Annotated in this window: 17 protein-coding genes and 2 pseudogenes; 13 read left to right on the plus strand and 6 right to left on the minus strand. The window is 43.7% G+C overall.

Annotated elements, in window-relative coordinates:
• Window positions 1–185: 185 nt before the first annotated feature.
• Window positions 186–1550 carry an aminodeoxychorismate synthase component 1 gene (pabB, locus tag R8O70_RS09755; RefSeq protein WP_258624352.1) on the plus strand — a complete coding sequence of 455 codons (1365 nt, stop codon included), beginning with the start codon at window positions 186–188 and terminating at the stop codon, window positions 1548–1550.
• 365 nt (window positions 1551–1915) lie between these two features.
• Here the strand turns inward: pabB and R8O70_RS09760 are convergent, their stop codons facing one another.
• Together R8O70_RS09760 and R8O70_RS09765 are read right to left on the minus strand one after the other, a co-directional pair.
• Window positions 1916–3616, minus strand: a complete 1701-nt coding sequence (locus R8O70_RS09760) for an ATP-binding protein (RefSeq protein WP_005388280.1) — start codon at window positions 3614–3616, stop codon at window positions 1916–1918.
• Between the two features lie 7 nt (window positions 3617–3623).
• Window positions 3624–4163: a heme NO-binding domain-containing protein gene (locus R8O70_RS09765; RefSeq protein ID WP_005388282.1), complete on the minus strand. Its 540-nt coding sequence runs from the start codon at window positions 4161–4163 to the stop codon at window positions 3624–3626.
• Window positions 4164–4394: 231 nt separating this feature from the next.
• On the opposite strand from R8O70_RS09765, the gene R8O70_RS09770 reads away from it, so the two are divergent.
• The 5 genes and pseudogenes from R8O70_RS09770 to R8O70_RS09790 all read left to right on the plus strand — a co-directional run bounded on the left by R8O70_RS09770 (window position 4395) and on the right by R8O70_RS09790 (window position 10540).
• Entirely contained in the window at window positions 4395–4994 is a 600-nt protein-coding gene (locus tag R8O70_RS09770; RefSeq protein WP_005376901.1) for a CoA pyrophosphatase, read from the plus strand.
• 345 nt (window positions 4995–5339) lie between these two features.
• On the plus strand, window positions 5340–6593 hold the full coding sequence (locus R8O70_RS09775) for an aromatic amino acid transport family protein (protein WP_005388284.1): 1254 nt from the start codon (window positions 5340–5342) through the stop codon (window positions 6591–6593).
• A gap of 97 nt (window positions 6594–6690) precedes the next feature.
• On the plus strand, window positions 6691–8052 hold the full coding sequence (locus R8O70_RS09780) for an L-serine ammonia-lyase (RefSeq protein ID WP_005376899.1): 1362 nt from the start codon (window positions 6691–6693) through the stop codon (window positions 8050–8052).
• A gap of 211 nt (window positions 8053–8263) precedes the next feature.
• Window positions 8264–9978, plus strand: a pseudogene (locus R8O70_RS09785) (EAL domain-containing protein).
• Window positions 9979–10072: 94 nt separating this feature from the next.
• Window positions 10073–10540 (plus strand): GNAT family N-acetyltransferase, encoded by a 468-nt coding sequence (locus tag R8O70_RS09790; protein WP_017636099.1) that lies wholly within the window; start codon window positions 10073–10075, stop codon window positions 10538–10540.
• Between the two features lie 89 nt (window positions 10541–10629).
• On the opposite strand, the gene queD is transcribed toward R8O70_RS09790, so the two are convergent.
• Window positions 10630–10992 carry a 6-carboxytetrahydropterin synthase QueD gene (queD, locus tag R8O70_RS09795; RefSeq protein WP_005376896.1) on the minus strand — a complete coding sequence of 121 codons (363 nt, stop codon included), beginning with the start codon at window positions 10990–10992 and terminating at the stop codon, window positions 10630–10632.
• A 293-nt stretch (window positions 10993–11285) separates the two neighbouring features.
• Here queD and R8O70_RS09800 point away from each other — a divergent pair.
• Window positions 11286–12911: pseudogene (locus R8O70_RS09800) on the plus strand (methyl-accepting chemotaxis protein).
• A gap of 189 nt (window positions 12912–13100) precedes the next feature.
• Window positions 13101–14501, plus strand: coding sequence for an asparagine--tRNA ligase (gene asnS / locus R8O70_RS09805; protein WP_258624361.1), 1401 nt, complete (start codon window positions 13101–13103; stop codon window positions 14499–14501).
• A gap of 91 nt (window positions 14502–14592) precedes the next feature.
• Here asnS and R8O70_RS09810 read toward each other — a convergent pair whose 3' ends face one another.
• Window positions 14593–14817 (minus strand): hypothetical protein, encoded by a 225-nt coding sequence (locus R8O70_RS09810; protein WP_017636102.1) that lies wholly within the window; start codon window positions 14815–14817, stop codon window positions 14593–14595.
• 98 nt (window positions 14818–14915) lie between these two features.
• Window positions 14916–16307, minus strand: a complete 1392-nt coding sequence (locus R8O70_RS09815; RefSeq protein WP_213894029.1) for a PLP-dependent aminotransferase family protein — start codon at window positions 16305–16307, stop codon at window positions 14916–14918.
• 259 nt (window positions 16308–16566) lie between these two features.
• Between R8O70_RS09815 and R8O70_RS09820 the strand changes: the two genes are divergently transcribed.
• The 3 genes from R8O70_RS09820 (at window position 16567) to R8O70_RS09830 (ending at window position 18865) form a co-directional block, all read left to right on the plus strand.
• Window positions 16567–16797 carry a hypothetical protein gene (locus tag R8O70_RS09820; RefSeq protein ID WP_213894028.1) on the plus strand — a complete coding sequence of 77 codons (231 nt, stop codon included), beginning with the start codon at window positions 16567–16569 and terminating at the stop codon, window positions 16795–16797.
• 245 nt (window positions 16798–17042) lie between these two features.
• A complete protein-coding gene (locus tag R8O70_RS09825) occupies window positions 17043–17342 on the plus strand; it encodes a hypothetical protein (RefSeq protein ID WP_258624363.1) in 300 nt (99 codons plus the stop codon).
• Between the two features lie 332 nt (window positions 17343–17674).
• The gene (locus tag R8O70_RS09830; RefSeq protein WP_017636105.1) at window positions 17675–18865 is read left to right on the plus strand and encodes an amino acid aminotransferase; all 1191 of its coding nucleotides are present in this window, start codon (window positions 17675–17677) and stop codon (window positions 18863–18865) included.
• A gap of 89 nt (window positions 18866–18954) precedes the next feature.
• Here the strand turns inward: R8O70_RS09830 and R8O70_RS09835 are convergent, their stop codons facing one another.
• A complete protein-coding gene (locus R8O70_RS09835; protein WP_025767291.1) occupies window positions 18955–19596 on the minus strand; it encodes an outer membrane beta-barrel protein in 642 nt (213 codons plus the stop codon).
• Between the two features lie 314 nt (window positions 19597–19910).
• On the opposite strand from R8O70_RS09835, the gene R8O70_RS09840 reads away from it, so the two are divergent.
• Both R8O70_RS09840 and R8O70_RS09845 read left to right on the plus strand, forming a co-directional pair.
• A complete protein-coding gene (locus R8O70_RS09840) occupies window positions 19911–21800 on the plus strand; it encodes a DUF294 nucleotidyltransferase-like domain-containing protein (protein WP_017636107.1) in 1890 nt (629 codons plus the stop codon).
• A gap of 8 nt (window positions 21801–21808) precedes the next feature.
• Window positions 21809–22528: a 3'-5' exonuclease gene (locus tag R8O70_RS09845; RefSeq protein ID WP_005376881.1), complete on the plus strand. Its 720-nt coding sequence runs from the start codon at window positions 21809–21811 to the stop codon at window positions 22526–22528.
• The last annotated feature ends 66 nt before the right edge of the window (window positions 22529–22594 follow it).

Raw genomic sequence — 22594 nt, forward strand, 5'->3', positions numbered from 1 at the left:
TTTATAAACAATTGTCGAACGGCTGATATCGACACACGAAATGCTGAAGTTGCCTACTTGTAAACCATCTCAAAACCCTATGAATAGAGGGAGTTTGGCTATACAGAGGAATATGATACTCTTGCTGCCCATGACATGCCATGCAGTGAACGATCTCTTTGTCACAAATTACACAAATGAACAACATGGACAATCAATTCATTGATTTTAAAGCGCTGGAATACGCACCAGAGTTTGCTCTTCACCTTTTTTCTCGCATTCAACACCTACCTTGGGCGATGTTGCTGCGTTCTGCATCAGAAACGCATATCGATAGCCGCTTCGATGTATTGGTTGCCAACCCAATTGCAACGTTAGAAACCACTGCCGACAACACACAAGTTGAAACACCATCGAATGCCTATTCAACTCAAGATGACCCATTTGCGCTGCTTCATCAGTTGCAAGAACAGTGGCTTCCTCACGTAGAGTTAAATAAAGAATTGGATTTGCCTTTTGTCGGCGGTGCGCTCGGTTACTTCAGTTACGATTTAGGTCGCCGCGTAGAAACGATGCCAGAAGTGGCAGAAAAGGACCTCAACACGCCGGATATGGCGGTAGGTCTGTATGAATGGGCCGTTGTTGTTGACCACCAGCTAAAAAAAGCATGCTTAGTCGGTCAGAACATCGAGCAAGCTTGGCAATGGTTAAACGAGCAAAAAGCAGAACAAACCGTTGACTTCGCTTTGTCTGGAGCTTGGCAGTCAAACATGACGAAAGAGAGCTACGCCACTCGCTTTGACAAGGTGCAAAAATACTTGTTAAGCGGTGACTGCTATCAGATCAATTTGGCGCAGCGCTTTAACGCACCGTATCAAGGCAGTGAGTGGCAAGCGTATCTGAAATTGGAGTCCGCAAACCAAGCGCCATTCTCAGCGTTTATCCGTATGCCTGAGTCTTCGATTTTGAGTATCTCTCCAGAGCGCTTTTTAGAGCTCAAAGATCGCGTCATTGAAACAAAACCAATCAAAGGTACTCGCCCACGCAGCGAAGATCCAACGAAAGATAACGCTAATGCCCATGACTTGCAGACAGCGGAAAAAGATCAGGCAGAAAACCTGATGATTGTCGATTTGCTGCGTAATGATATTGGTCGAGTTGCATCACCGGGTAGCGTTCACGTTCCAAAGCTGTTCGATATTGAAAGCTTCCCTGCCGTGCATCATTTGGTGAGCACCATTCGTGCAAATTTGGATGAACAATACGCTCCTGCGGATTTGCTGCGAGCGTGTTTTCCAGGCGGTTCAATTACGGGCGCACCTAAAGTTCGCGCAATGCAGATCATTGAAGAACTGGAGCCGCATCGACGCAGCGCGTATTGCGGCAGTATTGGCTACATTTCACGCCATGGTCGTATGGACACCAGCATTACTATCCGAACTCTTGTAGCGGAACAAAACAAACTTTACGCTTGGGCTGGCGGCGGCGTCGTGGCAGATAGCGATTGCGCCTCTGAGTATCAAGAAACGTTGGACAAGCTTTCAAAGATTTTACCAGCGCTGCAATCGTAGATTTCAACCGTGGACAACGTCGCTTTAATGCTATTGACGAAAACAATCTAAAATGCCTCCAGAACGGATAATGCCGCTCGTTTAACAGCGAGTGGCATATTTCTGTATCTCATCCCCCTGCACAGCGACGAAGGAGCGTGATACAGGTTCTTCTATTCAAGCACTTTGTGGTCAAATTTGTTTCATTACCCGCTCATCGTGCTGCTACTAGATTCTTAGTCTCGCCAAGGCTCGCTAGAATGACCCAAAAAACATCGTTAAATGATCGGCATTATCCGGTGTGGTGCGTTTTTTTGTGTGTTTTATTTGCATGTACTTTAGCTTTTAGCCGTTGGCGAACAAACATACTTTTTAAGAGGCAGCGTCTACTGCTCAAGCCACTTACACATAATCTGTTCAATATCGGTTGCGGTGTACGGCTTAGTGAGGATGTCGTCCATGCCTGAATCAATACACTTTTGACGCTCTTCGATGGTAGTGCCAGCGGTTAATGCAATAATAGGATGAGTAAAGCCACGCTCTCTCAGATACATCGTCGCCTCATAACCATCCATTTCTGGCATTCGGCAGTCCATGAATATCAGTTCGTAGTCTTTACTTTTCACCGCTTCTAATGCTTCTTTGCCGTTGGCTTTTAAATCAGGTGTAATGTCGAGTTTTTTCAGCATTTGAGTAACAATGACTTGATTCATTCTGATGTCATCAACCACTAATATTGAGCGTCCTGCTAAATCGCTTCGCTCTATGGTGACCAATTCCCCCTCTGCTGTGCCTTGTGCTTGCCCTTCCTCAAGAGGAATAGCAACTTTAAAAGTTGTCCCTTTGCGCTCTTCACTCTCAAAGCTAATTTGACCTTGCATCAAATCCACGAGGTTTTTACAAATCGCGAGACCTAAACCTGAGCCTTCAAAGCTGCGTTTCGCCGAGCGATCAACTTGGACAAATGGATCAAAGAGTGACGGCTGTGCTTTTATTGGGATGCCAATACCAGTGTCTTCAACCTCAAAATAAGCCGTGCCGTTAAGCCATTCCACCCGTAACACGACACCACCCAAGTGAGTAAACTTAATCGCGTTTCCCACCAAGTTAACCAAAATTTGTGTAATGCGCTCTAAGTCACCGACTAAAAACTCAGGGATCCCCAGCTTTTTGTCGATAGAGAAATGGATGCGTTTTTCCGCAGCCTTAGCGGCAAATACACCCATGATGGCTTTTTCAAGCTCCTCCCAGGCAAAAACTTTATGTATGATTTCCATCATACCGGCATTCATCTTACTGAAATCAAGAAGATCATTAATGATCACTCTCAATAAGTCCCCTGATTGAGTCAGATTGCTCAAGTATTGACGCTGCTCTTCTTCTAATTGGGTTCGACTCAATAACTCCGCACTACCCAATACGCCATTGAGAGGAGTTCGCAGCTCATGGTTAATCATGGCGACAAACTCCTTCGTCGCTTTTTCTGATTCCTCAGCCCGCTTTCTCAGCTCGACCTCTCGCTCTAAACTTAAGTGTCGACCAATAACACCATGAACTAAGTCAGACACGAGCTCCATCTGTTTGGAAATAAAAGACTGATCGATTTGATCTTGCAACACAGAGAAAATCAACTCCCCAACCGTTTCCCCATCAATGATAACTGGCAAATGCAAATTCTCTCCCTGCCAATTAGGAGAGGTTAAAATCTCGTTGTTATGACGAAGCTGTAAGTGACCAAAGTGATGACGACGCAATGAGCTCAGCTTTGTAGCGTCAAGAAACAAGTAAGCCGCAGAAATGATCGAGTTAGAAGTGAGCTGCTCAATAAAGCTCGCTATCATTGCTTCATCGAACGTGCTCGATAAAAAAGTACGACCGAACTTAATCAACGTCGCATCAATTTGCTCTTCAAACTCAAACTTACGAAGATCCTTTTTAGATTTCAGCTCTAGCTTTTTCAATGCAACACTGAGTTGCTGGTTGGATTCATATAACTCTAAGCTTTTCTGTTCCAACAGCTGCTCAGCTGCTTTTCTTGATGCAACTTCTCGTTTGAGTTTCCTTTCTAATGAGGAACTTCCCGTCATATCGTTCTTATTGAGCCTCTAACCAAAAACGTACTTTGCTGCCATCTTCTGACTGGTTTTGATGTTTGATATGAACTACCTCACCAAAATGTGCAGCACAACCTTTTATCAACCCTAAGCATACGTGAGACATACATCTTGCGCTGTGGTAGTCAAATACCAATTGGGATTGGTTTTCACTAATGAAATCAAATTGCGGAGGGTTAGCATCAGGATAGAGCTTCTTAACTTCGACATGAATAAAGTCTTCAACATGGCGAACAAATTGAAACGTCGTTTCACACTGTTGCAAACTGGCGTGACTAGGAATGGAGCGAAGTAAATTCAAAAAGACGCACTCTCCAAACACCTCTTGCAGTTGCTCGGGGGGAACACCAGATACTTTACTGAGATTCACGATCAACTTAACCAAGTCTTTGTGATCGTAACTACCAACAGCGGTGTAAACACCTTCATCGTTAGAAAGGTCGAGAACTTGGTCTAACACATCAAGACCGAATTTCTCTTCCACTAACTCCATGAACTCGGTGAAAATAATCCCTTTCATTGGCCAATACTTGCCCTATAGTGACGTCCTAAAATAAAGAATGGTGTATAACCTTATAAGTTTCAAATTAATATGTTCAAGCAGAGTGAGACACACAACACAAAGAGGGAAAGTGCTGGCGAGTGTTTTAATGTGAATGCTTTATTTGGCAACCAGTAACGATAACGCCATACGCTTTGCCGTCTTTGAGTATAATAAATAATGGTTAGGCACGATAAATAAGGACTCAGTTTGGTTATCGACAAAACTCATTTACTACAGAACTTTCAATTTCGGCTTCCAACGGGCTACCACAAAGAGTCCCTTGCACGACTGAAATGGATGAAAGAAAAGTCCCTGAGAGATGCGGCAGTCTTAATCGGTTTTGTGGAACGCGATGACGGGTTACAAGTCATTCTGACTAAGCGTGCAGCCCACTTACGCCATCATCCGGGACAAATCAGCTTTCCCGGTGGCAAATATGAGCAGGAAGATATTCAGCTCGTGAATACCGCTTTAAGAGAAACCAAAGAAGAAGTTGGGATAGAAGATGAGCATATTCATGTGTTTGGTCAACTGCCTACACTACCAACGATTAGTCAGTTTAATGTGACACCTTTTTTGGCTTTTGTTTCTCCGGAATATAAAACGCATATTGACCCAAATGAAGTAGAGTCAGTTTTTGAGGTTCCTGCCAACCATATTCTGAACCCCAAAAAATTGTATAGCACCAAATTTGACCTAAAAAGAAGCAGTCATCGTGTATTTGCTATCCCATATAGACAGCATTTCATCTGGGGCATGACGGCACAAATTATCGAATCAATGCAAAAACATATTATTTCACATTAAACAGTTGTTGATATCGGTGCTTTTATAGGCGCGATCATTATGCGCATCAATATTAATAAAACGTTGCTTCATAAACATTCATTCACATTAGATTAATTTTCCATTTTCACCGCAAACGCTTGCGGTGAAATAAATTTATACAAACAGCCCTATTGATAAGTTTTTCTAATTTTACTCATTAGCAGAAATCACGAGTAGCACATCATTTTCGTGATAAAAAGCAGGTTTTTGACATATCATTCAATAAGCGTAAGCAATAAATGATTTAGATCTAATTTTCCTAGTGTAAAATCTTGCAAAATTACTCCCGACTTATTTCCTGTTCCCAAAATGAGTAACTAAAAAATGAATACAACTACTTCTGCGGTTTCTACCGCACAATCGTCTAGTAAGTTTTCTTACAAAGACTTTACCTGGTGTCTGTCCCTTTTTGGTACGGCAGTAGGTGCAGGTGTACTGTTCCTTCCTATTAAAGCAGGTGCAGGTGGCTTTTGGCCATTAGTAATCCTAGCCCTAATCGCAGCACCAATGACTTGGTTCGCACACAAATCTTTAGCTCGTTTCGTTCTTTCTGCGAAAAACCCTGAAGCGGACATCACCGACACAGTAGAAGAGCACTTTGGTAAGACTGGCGCAAACCTTATTACGTTCGCTTACTTCTTCGCTATCTACCCAATCGTACTTATCTACGGTGTTGGTATCACAAACACAGTTGACTCTTTCCTAGTTAACCAAATGGGCATGGAATCTATTCCTCGCTGGCTACTTTCTGGTGCACTTATTGCTGCAATGACAGCAGGCGTAGTATTCGGTAAAGAGCTTATGCTGAAAGCAACTTCAGCAATGGTTTACCCTCTCGTGTTCATCCTACTAGCACTGTCTGTATACCTAATTCCTGGTTGGAACACTTCAATGATGGAAGTGTCACCTGACTGGGGTGCAATGCCAGCTATCGTTTGGCTAGCAATCCCTGTTATTGTGTTCTCTTTCAACCACAGCCCAATCATTTCTCAGTTCTCTAAAGAGCAACGTCGTGTATACGGTGATGACGCAGTTAAGAAAACTGACGCTATCACCGGTGGCGCAGCAATGATGCTGATGGGCTTTGTTATGTTCTTCGTTTTCTCTGTTGTACTTTCTCTGTCTCCAGAGCAACTAGCAACGGCGCAAGAGCAAAACATCTCTGTTCTCTCTTACCTAGCAAACGTGCATGAATCTCCACTGATCTCTTACATGGGTCCATTGGTTGCTTTCGCAGCGATCACCTCTAGCTACTTTGGCCACTTCTTGGGTGCGCACGAAGGTCTAGTTGGTCTAGTGAAATCTCGTTCAAAATCACCAGTAAGTAAGATCGAGAAGATGTCTCTAATCTTCATTGTAATCACAACTTGGATCGTTGCTATCGTTAACCCAAGCATCCTAGGTATGATTGAAACAATGGGTGCACCGATGATTGCGGCAATCCTATTCTTGATGCCAATCTTCGCAATGCAAAAAGTTCCTGCGATGGCTAAGTACAAAACTTCAGCACCTGTGCAAATTTTCACAGCAATCTGTGGTCTTGCTGCAATTAGTTCTGTAATCTACGGCGCTCTTTAATCATCTCTGCCCAGTGCAGTATGATTAATCCAAAAATATAACGATAAAATTAAGCCTCCCAACTCCCCTTGGGAGGCTTTCTTCTGAGGTAATCGATATGATTAGTGTTTTTGATATCTATAAAATCGGTGTTGGACCTTCAAGCTCACACACTGTAGGCCCAATGAAAGCGGGTAAAGAGTTTATTGATGATCTTCGTGCAATGGGAAAACTGCGCGACATCACTAAAATCACCGTTGACGTTTATGGATCACTATCACTGACAGGGAAAGGTCACCACACAGATATTGCTATCATCATGGGTCTTGCAGGCAACACTCCTGAGAAAGTTGATATCGATTCTATCCCGGGCTTTATCGCTCGTGTAGAAGAAACTGAACGCCTTCCTGTTGGCATGCACTGTCACACAGTATCGTTCCCACGTGAAGGTGGAATGAACTTCCACAAAACAAACCTAGAGCTACACGAAAACGGCATGCAGATCCACGCTTGGATTGATGACGAAAAAGCGTACTCAAAAACTTACTACTCTATCGGCGGTGGTTTCATCGTTGATGAAGAAAATTTCGGTAAAGAAGCTGAAAACCCAGTAAAAGTACCTTACCCGTTTACAACGGCAGAGGAACTGGTTAACCAATGCCACGAAAGTGGATTGTCCATCAGTGCACTAACCATGAAGAATGAGCATGCGCTTCATTCAGATGAAGAAACTCGTACTTATTTCGCAAACATCTGGCGCACAATGCGCGAGTGTATGGATCGCGGTATGAATGAAGAAGGTATTTTGCCAGGTCCACTGCGTGTGCCTCGTCGTGCAGCAGCACTTCGCCAGCAGCTACTTACTTCAGAAAAGACTACAAACGACCCAATGTCTGTTGTTGATTGGGTAAACATGTTCGCTTTCGCAGTAAACGAAGAGAACGCAGCAGGTGGCCGCGTTGTTACAGCACCAACTAACGGTGCGTGTGGCATCATCCCTGCGGTACTGGCTTACTACGATAAGTTCATCCAAACTGTGACTGAAAAAGATTACATCCGTTACTTTGCGGCTTCTGGCGCAATCGGAGGTCTTTACAAGCGTAACGCGTCTATCTCTGGTGCAGAGGTTGGCTGTCAGGGTGAAGTTGGCGTGGCATGTTCTATGGCAGCAGCAGGCCTTGCTGAGCTTATGGGTGGTAGCCCTGAGCAAGTATGTATGGCAGCAGAAATCGCGATGGAGCACAACTTAGGTCTAACGTGTGACCCAGTTGCAGGTCAGGTTCAGGTTCCATGTATTGAGCGTAACGGTATTGCGGCAGTAAAAGCAATCAACTCTACTCGCATGGCACTACGTCGCTCTTCAGCTCCAACTGTTTCTCTAGATAAGGTTATCGAAACCATGCTAGAAACAGGTAAAGACATGAACGCGAAATACCGCGAAACATCTCAAGGTGGTCTAGCAATCAAAGTGATTTGCTAACACGCCTTTCTGAATACCAATCAAAACCCGAGTCTGTGCTCGGGTTTTTTTATACCTAAAAAACCCAGGAAAATGCGTTATCAGGACAAGTAAAAAAAACCTAAAACGTTGAATATATCCAAATATTATGGATATCTCAGTAAAAAATCACATCTCTTCCCTAGCTTTATTGATAACGTAGCCAAAAATTAAACTTGGAGCACATCAACACATGATTAGGTTTGAAATTGGAAACCAAATCTGCGTTTGCTTGTCCGAAAACGAAATATCTCTAGAGCTCAATCAGTCACTCCACCACTCCATTCCTGTCAACCCAAATGAGTACGCCATTCTGTCAACTATCGCCACATACGGCAGTTTAAATACGCCGATTAGTCAGCGGTTAATAGAAAGCAAAATCACTCAACAATACAAAATGACACTGCCTGAAAATGGCTTTAAAAACGCGGTGGCCGCTCTAAGAAAGAAATTTCGCAAGCTCACGGAAGAACATTTAACCACTAACAAAAACATTATCGAAAACATTCACCGGACCGGATACTTCATCCCTTTTACTATGCAAAACAACCACCAGAATGGCATCGAACATCAACAGAAGATCAATCAATACACAACCAATAGTCTTCGCAAAGCGCTTCGTATTTGCCTGCGTAATAAAAAGATCTATTCAGAAGCAATGTGGGTTGTGTTGATCACTGCGATCATTTTCTTTGCTATCTGTTACTACGCGATAAACAGCATCGTTAAACATAATTATCTGGATAACGCCTTCGAAATTGCAGAGAGCCTTTCCCGCAGGAGTTGCTTTGCTAATGAAAGCGAACTGAAGTCGCTATTTGATAATGTGAAGTTGGTGGAATCGAGCATGATGCTAGATCGTTTCAATATTCGATGCTTAGTCACTCCAGAAACCGTTGTCCCTGTCAGCAAAAAAGCCTTTGAAGAGTGGAGTAACAATAACAATTACACCACCCAATCATTTGACTTAAATAACGCAACTGTTTTGGTTCGTGTTAAAAACATTAACTTATCCGACAATGTTGAAAATCATATTTCACGTTTTTTTCTTTCTGGTATGAAGCTATCAACGAATACCGGAACGTCGTTAGAGATTGGTAACACCAATGAACGCTTTTTCAATTATCACGTAAAGAATAGTGGCTATAAAGAGGTGTATTACATCTCTGGACCGTTTCAAAGTATCATTCTACTGAGCTTACTTTTTCTCATTATACTGCGTCACCGCTCCCTACAAGCCTTTATGGCTTACTTGTGCGCAATTCGACAATTCAAAATAAAACTGGAGCCGATTTATAACACTTCGGCACAAAAGATTGTGCACTACGAAGCCCTCTCCCGGTTTAAGGTAAAAATACGCAACGGTTTATTGAAACACTGATCCGCAATGGATTGCTGCTAACTCATACCTTACTGGTGATTGATTCCATCTACACCAAACAAAAAGCGTTGCCCATCCCTATCAGCATTAACGTTTGTCCTTCTTTGCTGCGAGGGCGTAACTTTTCAATCCTATATAGAGAGCTATCTAATCGGGATTGCCGTTTGCTGACAATCGAAATCACAGAAAATGCATCGATGTACTATACCTCTGAGATTTATGACAATGTCGCGAAACTAAAAGCTCTGGATTGTAAAATCAGTATTGATGACTTTGGCACCGGCAATAATAATGTGGCGCTTATCAGCAAGCTGAATCCGGACTACCTCAAAATCGACCGAGAATTTGTTATTGGCCTAAAATCTGATGATAAAAAGATAGAAACCTTGCGTCAGTTAATTGCTATGGGCAATACGTATCGCTGCACGGTCATTGTTGAAGGCGTAGAAACGGCAGACAGTGCTCACTTACTCACAACATTGGGCGCCTATATTCACCAAGGTTATTATTACCCTCTTCATTGCTAGCTTTTCTTCACTCGGTTAGTTACTTAAAATAGATCTAATACTCTATAAAAACTCGTGGTGGCATAAAGGTATGCCGCCAATTTGTGATTGAGCGATGATTGCGATTAAACCCACCAAACTGAAAGATTTTTCAAGTTTGATGCAATTGGATGTGCAAGAAGAGCAAAAAGGATTTTTTACACCGTTTGAAATGGCTTATCAAAAACGTAGTAAGTCAGAGGCGTTCTTTACGATTTATTCTGATGATCTATTAGTAGGCTATCTTGTTATCGATAAAGGTTTCTCCCAACATGCGCCGTTTGCTAAACGATACGAACTGGAGCTTAAGTACTTGATGATTGATCAACGTTTCCAACGTCAAGGGGTTGGGAGTGAGGCATTGCGTAAACTGTTCCTTTATGCGTATACCATTAACCCTAAAAGCACCTCTCTTTGCGCCACTGTTCCACAAAGTCAGCAATACGCTATCAGTTTTTTTGATGCGTGCGGATTCATTAATACAGAGGAAACAACATTGGGTGATAATGAAAAAGAATGGATTCTACGACACCCATTAAGCTAACTGGTGAAGCATAATCAAAATTGGGCCATTCAGATACAACAAAGGCAAGCTTCTCGCTTGCCTTTGTTTAATGCTCAATAGAAAGTGACTTATTCGCCTTTGTAAATACAACCCGCTGTGCACGTTTCTTTGATTTCTACTTTACTTAGCAGTGGTAAGCTTGGCTTAAGCTGCTGCCAAATCCATTTTGCTAACACTTCGCTAGTCGGGTTCTCTAACCCTTCAATGTCGTTTAGGTAGTAATGGTCTAAGCGATTGTAAATTGGTTTAAACGCAGCTTTGATCTCTGCAAAATCCACTACCCAACCTGTATGTGGATCAACTTCACCTTCTACATAAAGACGAACAAGGAAAGAGTGTCCGTGCAAACGACCACACTTGTGACCTTCTGGTACGTGTGGCAAATGGTGTGCTGCTTCGAACATAAACTCTTTGTATAATTCTGTTTTCATCTTGATTCTCAGGCTTTAAAAAGACAGGCAATACTAAGGAATTCGCTGCCAAGAGACAAGCGTTACCCCATACAAGCGTAGCAAAAACTTCCGCTAGTTCCCGGCCTCTTTGCTATCACTCACACCAAAGCGCCGTATTTCTGTCACGCGCCAAACATTTGATTACACAGCACTCACATCACAATTACATATCCCCAACATGTGTGGGGTCACAATCATTCATTTCGTTGTTCGCAGTGCGCATTTGTGCACATTAATATTGTGCAGTTCGTTCCAATTACACTTATAAATTTATGCGCTCAACTATCACTTTTAAGCTCTTACTGGCGTTAATTGCTGTCTTCAGCTGCGTTCTAGCTGCCTCTACGGCTTACCAATACCATCAACAAAAAACCTTAATCAATGATGTTCTTAGTGAACAACTCCATGATAAGGCTAGTAATTATTTCGATAGCCTAAATATGATGATGCTTACGGGCACCATGTCGCAAAAAGAAACCTTACGTCAAAAGGCCCTGGCCCAAGAAGGCATTTAAGCAGTTCGCGTGTTGCGAGCTGATACTGTGACCAAACTTTACGGACCTGGGCAACAAAACCAGCAGCCTGTCGATGATATTGATCAACGAGCGTTGAATGGTGAACTGGTGATTGAACCAATCTCAGCCGATTGGGGCAAAGGGTTAGTAGTCGCACTACCAATGAAATCGAGCGAAAATTACCGTGGCACCAACTGCGTTTCTTGCCACGTTGCACCAGCAGGAGAAGTGTTGGGCGCGATTCGCTTGGAATACAACATGAATCATGTCAATTCAATGATCAGTAAACAGGCAATGTTTGCGATGGGAATAATGGCCGTAATCGCATTTGTGGGCTTCATCATAACGATGAGTTTGATTCAGAAAATCATTGTACGACCAATTCAAAGAACGTCGAAATTCATGTCGAATGTGAGCCATAGCAAAGATCTATCTCAACGACTGATGCATCACCAACAGGATGAAGTGGGCCAACTTTCTACAGCCATCAATTCATTCATGGACACGGTCTCCGAAAGCTTAGAACGTGTGCAAGACACCTCTCACTCACTTGCCGACTCCGCGAGTAAACTAACTGCTGTCGCGCAGTCCACAGATAAAGCGGCCAATAACCAACAGCTAGAGACCAGCGAAGTACAAAGCAATATCACCGATATGCTGCAGCAACAAACTGCGGTTGAGGACTCGACTAACAACGCTACTGTTTTGGTCAATCACACCGTTGATGTCGCCACTCATAGTGCAAGCCAAGCACACAACGTCAGTGAAGACATCAAACAACTAGTAAGTAACATTGATACCGTACGGGAAAAAATCAGCTCTCTAAATCAAAGAACCGAAGAAGTGTCGTCCATTCTTGTGGTTATTAAGGGTATTGCAGAACAAACCAATCTGCTCGCGTTGAATGCTGCTATCGAAGCCGCCCGTGCCGGAGAGCAAGGACGCGGTTTTGCGGTCGTCGCGGAAGAAGTGCGTAACCTGGCTTCTAGGACGGCTGAGGCCACTGGTAATATTGAACATATCATTTCTCAATTCCAGCAAGGAAGTGAAGAGTCATTAACTTCTGTTGATACCGTCTGCCAGTTTGCTCATCAACGCTCTGTCGATGTCGAGGCACTATCAGCCACAATGCATAACGTTGTTGACGAAATGCGCCAAGTGCTCAGACATGCAGAAGATATCCAAAACCAGACGCAAACCACATCTGATGTAAGTCAGCATATTCAATCTAAAATAGATGTGATCACACTGCATGCTAACGACACATCGCAATCAGCATCGCACACGCGTGATATTAGTGTTGATTTAGAGCATCTATCCGAACGTTTAGAGCAATTACTAAACCAATTCACACTTTCAGAGCACAAAAGAGTGAATAAATAGAGAGATTCTCCCCATCAAAACGAATATAAAGGTTGATGCGAGCGAATTGACAGGTAATATGTCTCGTTGAATCTGTAAAATGCTACCCAACTCAGCGCTTAGCTTGTTTTTTGAACAAAAATGTTATTAGACAAGTACTTTAAGTAAGCGTTGAGTTGAATTTTTACCTCAATGGAGAATATTGAAAACATGACTTACGCGCCTGTATCAGACGTTTTGAAAGGTCAGCTAGCAGTAGACAGTGAAGTAACTGTTCGTGGCTGGATCCGTTCACGTCGTGATTCCAAAGCTGGAATCTCTTTCCTTGCCATTTATGACGGCTCTTGTTTCGACCCGATTCAGGCCGTGGTCCCTAATAATCTTAATAATTACGAAGACGAAGTGTTAAAGCTAACTACTGGCTGCTCTGTTGAAGTAACTGGTAAGATTGTTGCCTCTCCTGCGAAAGGTCAAGACTTCGAACTAGCAGCAACAGACGTTAAAGTTGTAGGCTGGGTTGAAGATGCTGACACTTACCCAATGGCAAAAACTCGTCACTCAATCGAGTACCTACGTGAAGTAGCGCACCTACGTCCGCGCACAAACGTAATCGGTGCAGTAGCACGTGTACGTAACTGCCTATCTCAAGCAATCCACCGCTTCTACCACGAGCAAGGTTACTTCTGGGTATCTGCGCCGTTGATCACGGCTTCAGATGCTGAAGGCGCTGGTGAAATGTTCCGCGTATCTACGCTAGACATGGAAAACCTTCCTCGCACTGACGCTGGTAAAGTGGACTACAACGAAGACTTCTTCGGTAAAGAGACGTTCCTAACCGTATCTGGTCAGCTAAACGCAGAAGCTTACGCTTGTGCGCTAAGCAAAGTTTACACTTTCGGCCCTACTTTCCGAGCTGAAAACTCAAACACAAGCCGCCACCTAGCAGAATTCTGGATGGTTGAGCCTGAAGTTGCGTTCGCAGAACTGGATGATGTAGCGAAACTGGCTGAAGACATGCTCAAGTACGTGTTTAAAGCAGTGCTTGCAGAGTGTCGCGATGACCTTGAGTTCTTCGCTCAACGCATCGACAAAGAAGCAATCACTCGTCTAGAGCAGTTCGTTTCTTCTGACTTCGCGCAAGTTGACTACACTGACGCAATCCAGATCCTTCTTGATTCAGGTCGTGAGTTCGAATTCCCAGTGGAATGGGGCATCGATATGTCTTCTGAGCACGAGCGTTTCCTTGCTGAAGAACACTTCAAAGCACCTGTAATCGTTAAGAACTACCCGAAAGACATTAAAGCATTCTACATGCGTGCTAACGATGACGGTAAAACAGTTGCAGCGATGGACGTTCTAGCACCGGGCATCGGCGAAATCATCGGTGGTTCTCAGCGTGAAGAGCGCCTAGACATTCTAGATGCACGTATGCGTGAAGTGGGTATCGATCCTGAACATATGAGCTGGTACCGCGACCTACGTAAATACGGTACAGTGCCACACGCAGGCTTCGGTCTAGGCTTCGAGCGCCTAGTATCTTACGTAACTGGTATGGGCAACGTTCGTGACGTGATCCCATTCCCACGTACTCCTCGCTCTGCGAACTTCTAATCACTTTTTAGTGATATTGAATTAAAAAGACCTCCCATGTGGAGGTCTTTTATTTTGTACGAATGATTTTCTAGCAACCGATGTAAGCACTCTAGTTGTTATTTTCGTCGTCATCCTCATCTGCTCGCGCTGCGTATTTTACTCCAACCACACACAAGCCAAACATCACAAATGGGATAACGGCAGCAGTGTATTCCGTCCAAACCATATGAGAGAAAGATTTCGCCAATATCAAGTGTGCAAACACCAACAAAAATGCGCTAAAAATAGCAACACCCATCAACCTAAGTTCATGCTTTACCAACTGCTTTTTCATTACGGCTCCTAACCTAAATGGTTGTCTGCCCATGATTGAAACACAGCTTCGGTATCGTCCACTGATACAGTTTGAGCAAAAAACAGGTAAACAGTTGGCTAATGAAGTAATTCTCCGACCGTCTTCACGGCTTGTTCTAATTCATCATTTACAAGTAACGATGTATTAAGCCTCAGGTAGTTCTCATAATTTGGAGCGATAGAAAACAACTGACCAAATGCTACAGTGATGTTCGCTTCCAATAACTTCTGATAAATCGCTTTTCCGCACTTTGTTTTCGGCAGTTCTATCCAAAGAAAATAGCCGCCTTCCGGTTGCGTGTAACGAATCGATTGGGGAAAGTACTTATCAACCAGTTCAATAAACGCCAATTGCCGCTGCTCAAGATTCTTTCGCAGTTTTCTAAGATGGCTATCATAACTATCGTTTTGCAAGTAATGCGCGATACCCTGCTGGATTGGTGCACTGCCTGACAACGTCGAGATAAGTTGCAGCTTTTGAAGTTGCTCATTGAAGCGTTTGTTTACCACCCAGCCCAGCCTATAGCCAGGGCAAAGGCTTTTTGAAAATGATCCACAATGCAACACGCGCTCTTGTGTATCAAAAGCTTTAAGTGAGCTTGGCTTTTTTTCAGAAAAATAAAGCTCTGAATACACATCATCTTCGATCAAGTACACATCGTATTTGTCAGCCAGTTCGACGATACGTTGCTTCTGCCCGTCACTTAATAAGGTTCCTGTTGGATTGTGAAAGTTAGTCATTAACCAACATGCGCGAACATCATTGCCGGCAAAAGTCGCTTCAATTTGATCCACTGAATGTCCAGTTAACGGATCCACCGTTATTTCTATCGCCTTTAGACCTAAACGTTCAATCGCTTGAAGTGCGCCATAAAACGTCGGTGATTCAACTACAACAGTATCTCCAGGCTGGGTCACGGCCTGAAGGCTCAAATTCAATGCTTCTAATGCGCCAGAAGTAACGACAATATCATCATGGGTAAACACCATACCTTGTTGGATGTACCGTTGAGCAATCAAACGGCGTAGAGACTCACAGCCCGGCGGCAAGTTATCCAATAACGTCTCTGCCCCCATCTTCCTGCCTGAGCTGGCTAGGCTGCGGTTTAGCGCTTCTAATGGGAACAATGCAGGGTCTGGAAACGCGGAGCCAAACTTCACCGCATTCGGTGAGGCCTGATTTTTGAGGTAGTCGTAAAGTTCATCGTTGATGCTAGAGCGATAAACGGAAGTGGCTGGAGAACTCGGTTCGAAGCGGTCCAACTCCGCAGTCACAAAATATCCAGACTGAGGTTTCGCTGCGACCCAACCTTGTGCTTCGAGCAGCTGATAAGCTTGTAACACCGTACCTGCGCTGACAGAATGGTTTCGGCTTGTTACACGCACTGATGGCAGCTTTTCCCCTGCTCTCCATGTATTTTGCTGAATCTGCGTTTTGAACAGCTCAGCCAGTTGACGGTATCGGTTCATGTTTCCCTCATTTCACTTACAGCCGCACCATAGCATACTTCGCGCCAGCATTCTGATATGGGAGTATTCAATTTAGCAACGTAATTTATCAAGCTTATCAATAGATATTTCAGCCACGAAGTGAGCGTTTATATCCCATACTTTGACTGTTACATACATATTGCCTCACATCTTTGCAATACCTAAAAGCCAAGGTTTTACGTTGGACTGAGTGCGTTAAACTCACTTCGAGCTACGGTCTTTAAATCAGGAGGAAGCGATGAAAGTTTTTACAATGGACGATCTCTCGTATCGCGGAAAACATAAAGGTGTACATAGTTGGGACCATCCTGGCAGTACCACCCCTTATTATTGGCATCCTGATTGGCTGCATATCGCTGAAGATGTTTTGGGTGAACACAAAAAGGCTGACCTTGAAGTCCCTGATGGAGAAACAGCGACAGAAGAGCATGCAAAAGCGGCGATTCTCAAACACTTGAATGACGAGTAGTTTAGGCTCTATCACCGTTCAAGAATAGCATTAGGTAGGCGAATCCATCGTTGTATGCTTTAAACACAAATAAAGCTAAAACCTGCCAAATAGTAAATTCTTCTGAATGAGAAGTACGCATCTTCTATCGCGTTCAAAGGGCAAAATAAGTCGATTGTTATCACATTAATTTTCATTACATCTGTTACATTTAAATAGTAATGGTGATGCACACCTCAACTCATGGATTATGAGAGAAAACAATAATGGCGAAATACAACGAAGAAGATATTAAATACAAAGGTGAATCCAACGGCGTACATTCTTGGAGCTCTCCTTCCGGCCAACCTTATTACTGGCACCCAGATTGGTTACACGTTGCGGAAGATGCGACGGGTACGCATCCGAAGCAAAAACTTGAAGTTGAAAAGACAGAAGTACCAACCGAAAAGCACGCATTAAAAGCGATCTTAAAGCATATGAACGACTGGGCGACTGAAAAACTTTCTTCTAACCCTGACATCGAAGCCAATGCGGTTGAGTCGGAAATCAATCTGAAGAAATAACCCAAACCGACATCCATACTTCTAACAGTAAACGCTCCACCTTTGGTGGGGCGTTTTTGTCTCAACAAATCCTCACTAGACAACTATAAACGCGTTAACGCAAAGCACTGAATTGAAACGATTGGGATGTGTGCAAAACTTCTCCAACCATGGCATAAATGCCCTTCAAACTCTGTGCCTACCAAACGTTTTCATGGCAAAAACTTTAGTTATGTTAGAATTCTGTTTCAAATCGCAACTTTTTTAGGTTTTCTTTTCAGTAACGGTTGTAACCAATATTGCTGAAAGGTATAAATGTTAGCACACCCCTTCGATTAACATGGATGAAGATTATGTTTGAAAAAGTAGTTGCCGCTCCGGCTGACCCTATTCTTGGCCTTACTGAAGAGTTTAAAAAAGATGCTCGCGCAGACAAAATTAACCTTGGCGTAGGTATTTACAAAAACGAGCAAGGCGAAACTCCCGTTCTTGCGACAGTAAAGAAAGCTGAAGCAGCACTTGTTGAAACTGAAAAAACCAAATCTTACCTAACCATCGAAGGCACAGCAGAGTACGGTATTGCAGTGCAAAAACTGCTTTTCGGCTCTGATGCAGAAATTGTAAACGAAAAACGCGCTAAAACAGCTCAAGCTCCGGGTGGTACTGGTGCACTACGTGTTGCCGGCGAGTTTATTAAACGTCAACTAGGCGATGTAAAGATCTGGATCAGCAACCCAACATGGGCGAACCACAACGGCGTATTTACTGCTGCTGGTATCGAAACGGCACAATACAGCTACTACAATGCTGAAACAAAAGACAAAGACTTCGATGCGATGCTAAATGATCTGCAATCTGCATCTGAAGGCGACATCGTGCTTCTACACGGCTGCTGTCACAACCCTACAGGGATCGATCCTACAGCTGAAGAATGGGAAACATTGGCGAAACTTGTCGCAGAGAAGAAATTGCTTCCTCTGTTCGACTTCGCCTACCAAGGCTTTGCTAAAGGTGTGGAAGAAGATGCTGCAGGTCTTCGTACTTTTGCTAAATACAACAAAGAAATCCTAGTCGCGAGCTCTTTCTCGAAAAACTTTGGCCTATACAATGAACGCGTAGGTGCCTTCACGTTAGTAGCTGAGTCAGAAGAAGTCGCAACAACCGCATTTTCTCAAGTTAAAGCCATTATTCGCTCTATCTACTCTAACCCACCTGCACACGGCAGCGCTGTCGTGACTCACATTCTTGGCAACGCCGAAATGCGTGCGGAATGGGAAGCTGAAGTAGCAGAAATGCGTGACCGTATTCAAGAAATGCGTGAACTGTTTGTAGCGACACTAAAAGCAGAGGGTGTGGACGCAGACTTTAGTTTCATCGAACGTCAAAATGGTATGTTCTCTTTCTCTGGTCTTTCTAAAGAGCAAGTTAACCGCCTTAAAGAAGAGTTCGGTATTTACATTGTCGGTTCTGGCCGAATCAGTGTTGCTGGTATGACGAAGTCAAATATGGGCCCTCTGTGTAAAGGCATTGCAGCGGTTTTATAATCGACTGTCGCATACTTTATTAAAAGGAAAGGTCAGCATAAGCTGACCTTTTTTGTTTTAACTTAACGCCAAAAACGAACCCGTCCGATCTAGTAGACAAACTTCAAACTCAGCCCTACTTCATTGACGTAATCTGAGCTTTCACCGCTGTAATCAGTATCTCTAAACTGATAAAAAAGACCAGTGCCGATGACTTTATGCCATTGGTAGTTAAAACCGATCTTAAAATTGTTCTCATCAACGATATCACTACGGTTCAACTCCACTTCAGCTGTCGCAATAAGCTTTTCACTGAGCAAGTAATTCACCCCAACAGTTACAGCTTGAATCAATTCGCTATCGGAAGACAACGTATTATCCGTTTTGTCGTCCGTCGCTTTCGCTTTGATTGCGCCTATTCCATATATCCCGTAGATATCGAATTGCTCTGTAACTCCATAACGGTAACCACCACCAAACAAAAGGCGGTCAATGCGAAGAGTAAAATCATCCGGATGGAAAAACTGCGCTGAGTAATCAACATTAAACAACCAGTTCTCAGTAAACAAATAGTTACCACCGAGTCCAACTGTGGTCGCATTAGAGTTATCTAACCATTCTTCGTTTGTCGTTCCGGCACCAACATCCAAATGAATGTGTTCGTACCCAAATTTTTCTGCTTGGTCCATGACCGCTGCGCTTGATATCGCCGGCAAAGCAGCTAAAGAAACAAGCAATAAATTTCTCACCATTCGACTTCCTTTCATGAGAATTATCTAAACACTGTATTCCATCGCCTGAGCTACTTGGCTCAAGAAGAATAGCTTAATCTAAAGACGTGATAACGATCTGAAACAGCCAAAGATCTAATCAGTCATCACGAAGAAAACATATCGACGACGTCTTTTTCAATTGAGGTGACCATATAGTAGTAAAAATGAAGCTCCCTTATCGTGCGATATGTCAGAATCTTATGACTGAGCACGAAAATCGCGGTTCAGATAAGACTCTGTTTTAAAACTAAGTTAAGATTACTTTATTATTTGCGAACTAAAAGGCGCCTTCGATGGATGCAGAACTTCTCGAGATTTACAACTTTCTCGCCAAGTATCCCCCGTTCAATGAACTCCCTGAAGAAACACTAAACAAGGTGACAGAGAGTGTCGAAATCTCGTACTACCGAGAAGATACCCCCATCATCCATTTTGGAGACTATATCCAAGATTTATACGTGGTGCGAAGCGGTGTTGTTGAAGTTTATCGACGCAAAGGTGAGCTGTATAACCGCCTTGACGAAGGTGACCTATTTGGCCAGATGGGCATGCTCACCAATAACAAAGTCCGCTTTCCGGTAAAAGCCATTGAGGATACCCTGCTCTACTGTATTCCTGGTGACATTTTCCAAGAAATTTACGATAACTTTGATTCCTTTGCGGATTTTGTTGAAGTTGAAAATAGCGCTCGTTTACGCCAAGCCATTTCAGAAAACAAAGACGCCAATGACCTGACGACGTCGAAAGTGAAAACCTTGCTGACTGGCGATGCTCATACGATTGATCGTGGTCAGACAATCCAGCAAGCCGCGCAGCAAATGGCGAATGACAACGTATCGGCTTTACTTATCGTCGACCCAGATTTCGTTCGTGACGAAGACGATCCACAGTCCCCAGTACTTGGTATCATTACCGACCGTGACTTGTGTACCCGTGTGTTAGCTGAAGGTTTGTCCCCACAGGACGATGTGTCCAGTGTGATGACCACGGAGGTCATGTCTCTTGACCACAACGCTTACATCTATGAAGCAATGTTAACGATGCTGCGTTACAACGTACATCACCTACCAGTGGTAAAAAACCAATTACCAATCGGTATTATCGAAACAACCGACATTGTTCGTTATGAATCTCAGAATTCGTTGTTGTTGGTGAGTAGTATTTTCCAACAACAGACTATCGAAGATTTAGCAGTTGTTGCCGAAGAAGTGAAAAGCAGCTTCGTGCGTTTGGTCAATGAAGATGCCAACTCTCACATGGTGGGTAGCGCGATGTCGGTCATTGGCCGAAGCTTCAAACAGCGTCTGCTAGAAATGGCAGAAGAAGAGCTTGGCCCACCGCCAATTCCTTATTGTTTCCTTGCACTTGGCTCAATGGGGCGAGATGAGCAACTGTTGGTAACTGACCAAGATAACGCCATCATTCTAGATGAAACTTATCAAGAAGAGAAACATGGTAAATACTTCGAAGCCCTAGCAAAATACGTCAGCGATGGGTTAGATGCCTGTGGCTACAAATATTGCACAGGCGATATTATGGCAACCAACCCACTGTGGCGCATGACTCGTTCAGAGTGGGAAGAGTGTTTTGCTGACTGGATTGATAACCCGAACCCGAAAGCACTACTCAACGCCTCCATCTTTTTCGACTTGGATGGCGTCTATGGCCGCTTAAAATGGGCAGAACAGTTAACTAGCTTTATTGTTCGTCGCGCTCGAAAGAACAACCGCTTCTTAGCGTGTTTGGCTCGTAACGCACTAAACAGAACACCACCTCTAGGCTTTTTTAAAGACTTCGTGATGGAAAAAGATGGCAGACACAACAACTCCATCAACCTCAAACGTCGCGGTACTGCTCCTCTGGTCGACTTAATTCGCGTTCACTCTCTGGCGGTTGGTTCACGTGCACAGAACTCGTTTGAGCGTCTTGACGACATTATTGATGCTGGCATTTTGCCAAAAGGTCGAGCACAAGACTTAAAAGACGCGTTAGAGTTTATTTCCATGGTGCGTATTCGTCACCAAGCGACGGATGTGGAACTAGGCATTGATCCTGATAACAATATCGAACCAGAAAACCTCTCTGAGTTTGAACGTCGCAACCTAAAGGATGCATTCCAGATCCTAAGCAATGGTCAAAATTTCCTTAAGTTCCGCTACCAAGCGAACAAGAGCTTTAAGTGAGGTTTAGCATGATTAAAAAGCTCTTTCAGAAGCCAACCATTCAGTGGCCAACGAAGTTTGAACAAAAGCTGGAGATGGCGAAAGATGAGAATTTAATTGCGTTTTATAGCAACAAGCCGCCTGCTCCAGAAACACCGTTATCTGAGGTAGAGTTCGTGGCGTTAGATTTCGAAACGACGGGTTTGAATCCTGAAAAACATGACATCATTACTATTGGTTTGGTGCCGTTTAACCTGAAGCGAATTTTCCTACGTAACTCGCGTCATTGGAAGGTACGTCCACAGCGTGCACTCGATGAAGACTCAGTCATTATACACGGTATTACTCACAGCGAATTGATCGATGCGCCTGACTTAGGCGATATCTTAAGCGAGCTGCTACCATGCTTAAGCGGGAAAATCATTGTTGTTCATTACCGTCGTATCGAGAGAGAGTTTCTGGATAAAGCGCTCAAAAGCCGTTTAGGGGAAGGTATTGAGTTTCCTGTTTTAGATACGCTGCACCTTGAAGAAACGATTCAACAGAAACGTTCAGGCTCTCTCTGGGAGCGTTTAAAAGGGAAAAAACCAGAATCGGTTCGGCTAGCGCAATCTCGACGCCGTTATGGGCTGCCAGACTATACGCCTCACCATGCATTAACCGATGCAATTGCTACCGCAGAGCTACTGCAAGCGCAAATCGCCCATCATTACAGTGAAGAGCAACCCATCAGTGAGTTCTGGCTGTAATATACTTCACGCTTAATAGCGATCAAAAAAGGAGCCAGATGGCTCCTTTTTTTGCTTAGCTTGAGA

Source organism: Vibrio sp. 779(2023) (genome assembly GCF_033344285.1).
In the GTDB taxonomy this organism is placed as follows: Bacteria; Pseudomonadota; Gammaproteobacteria; order Enterobacterales; family Vibrionaceae; genus Vibrio; species Vibrio alginolyticus.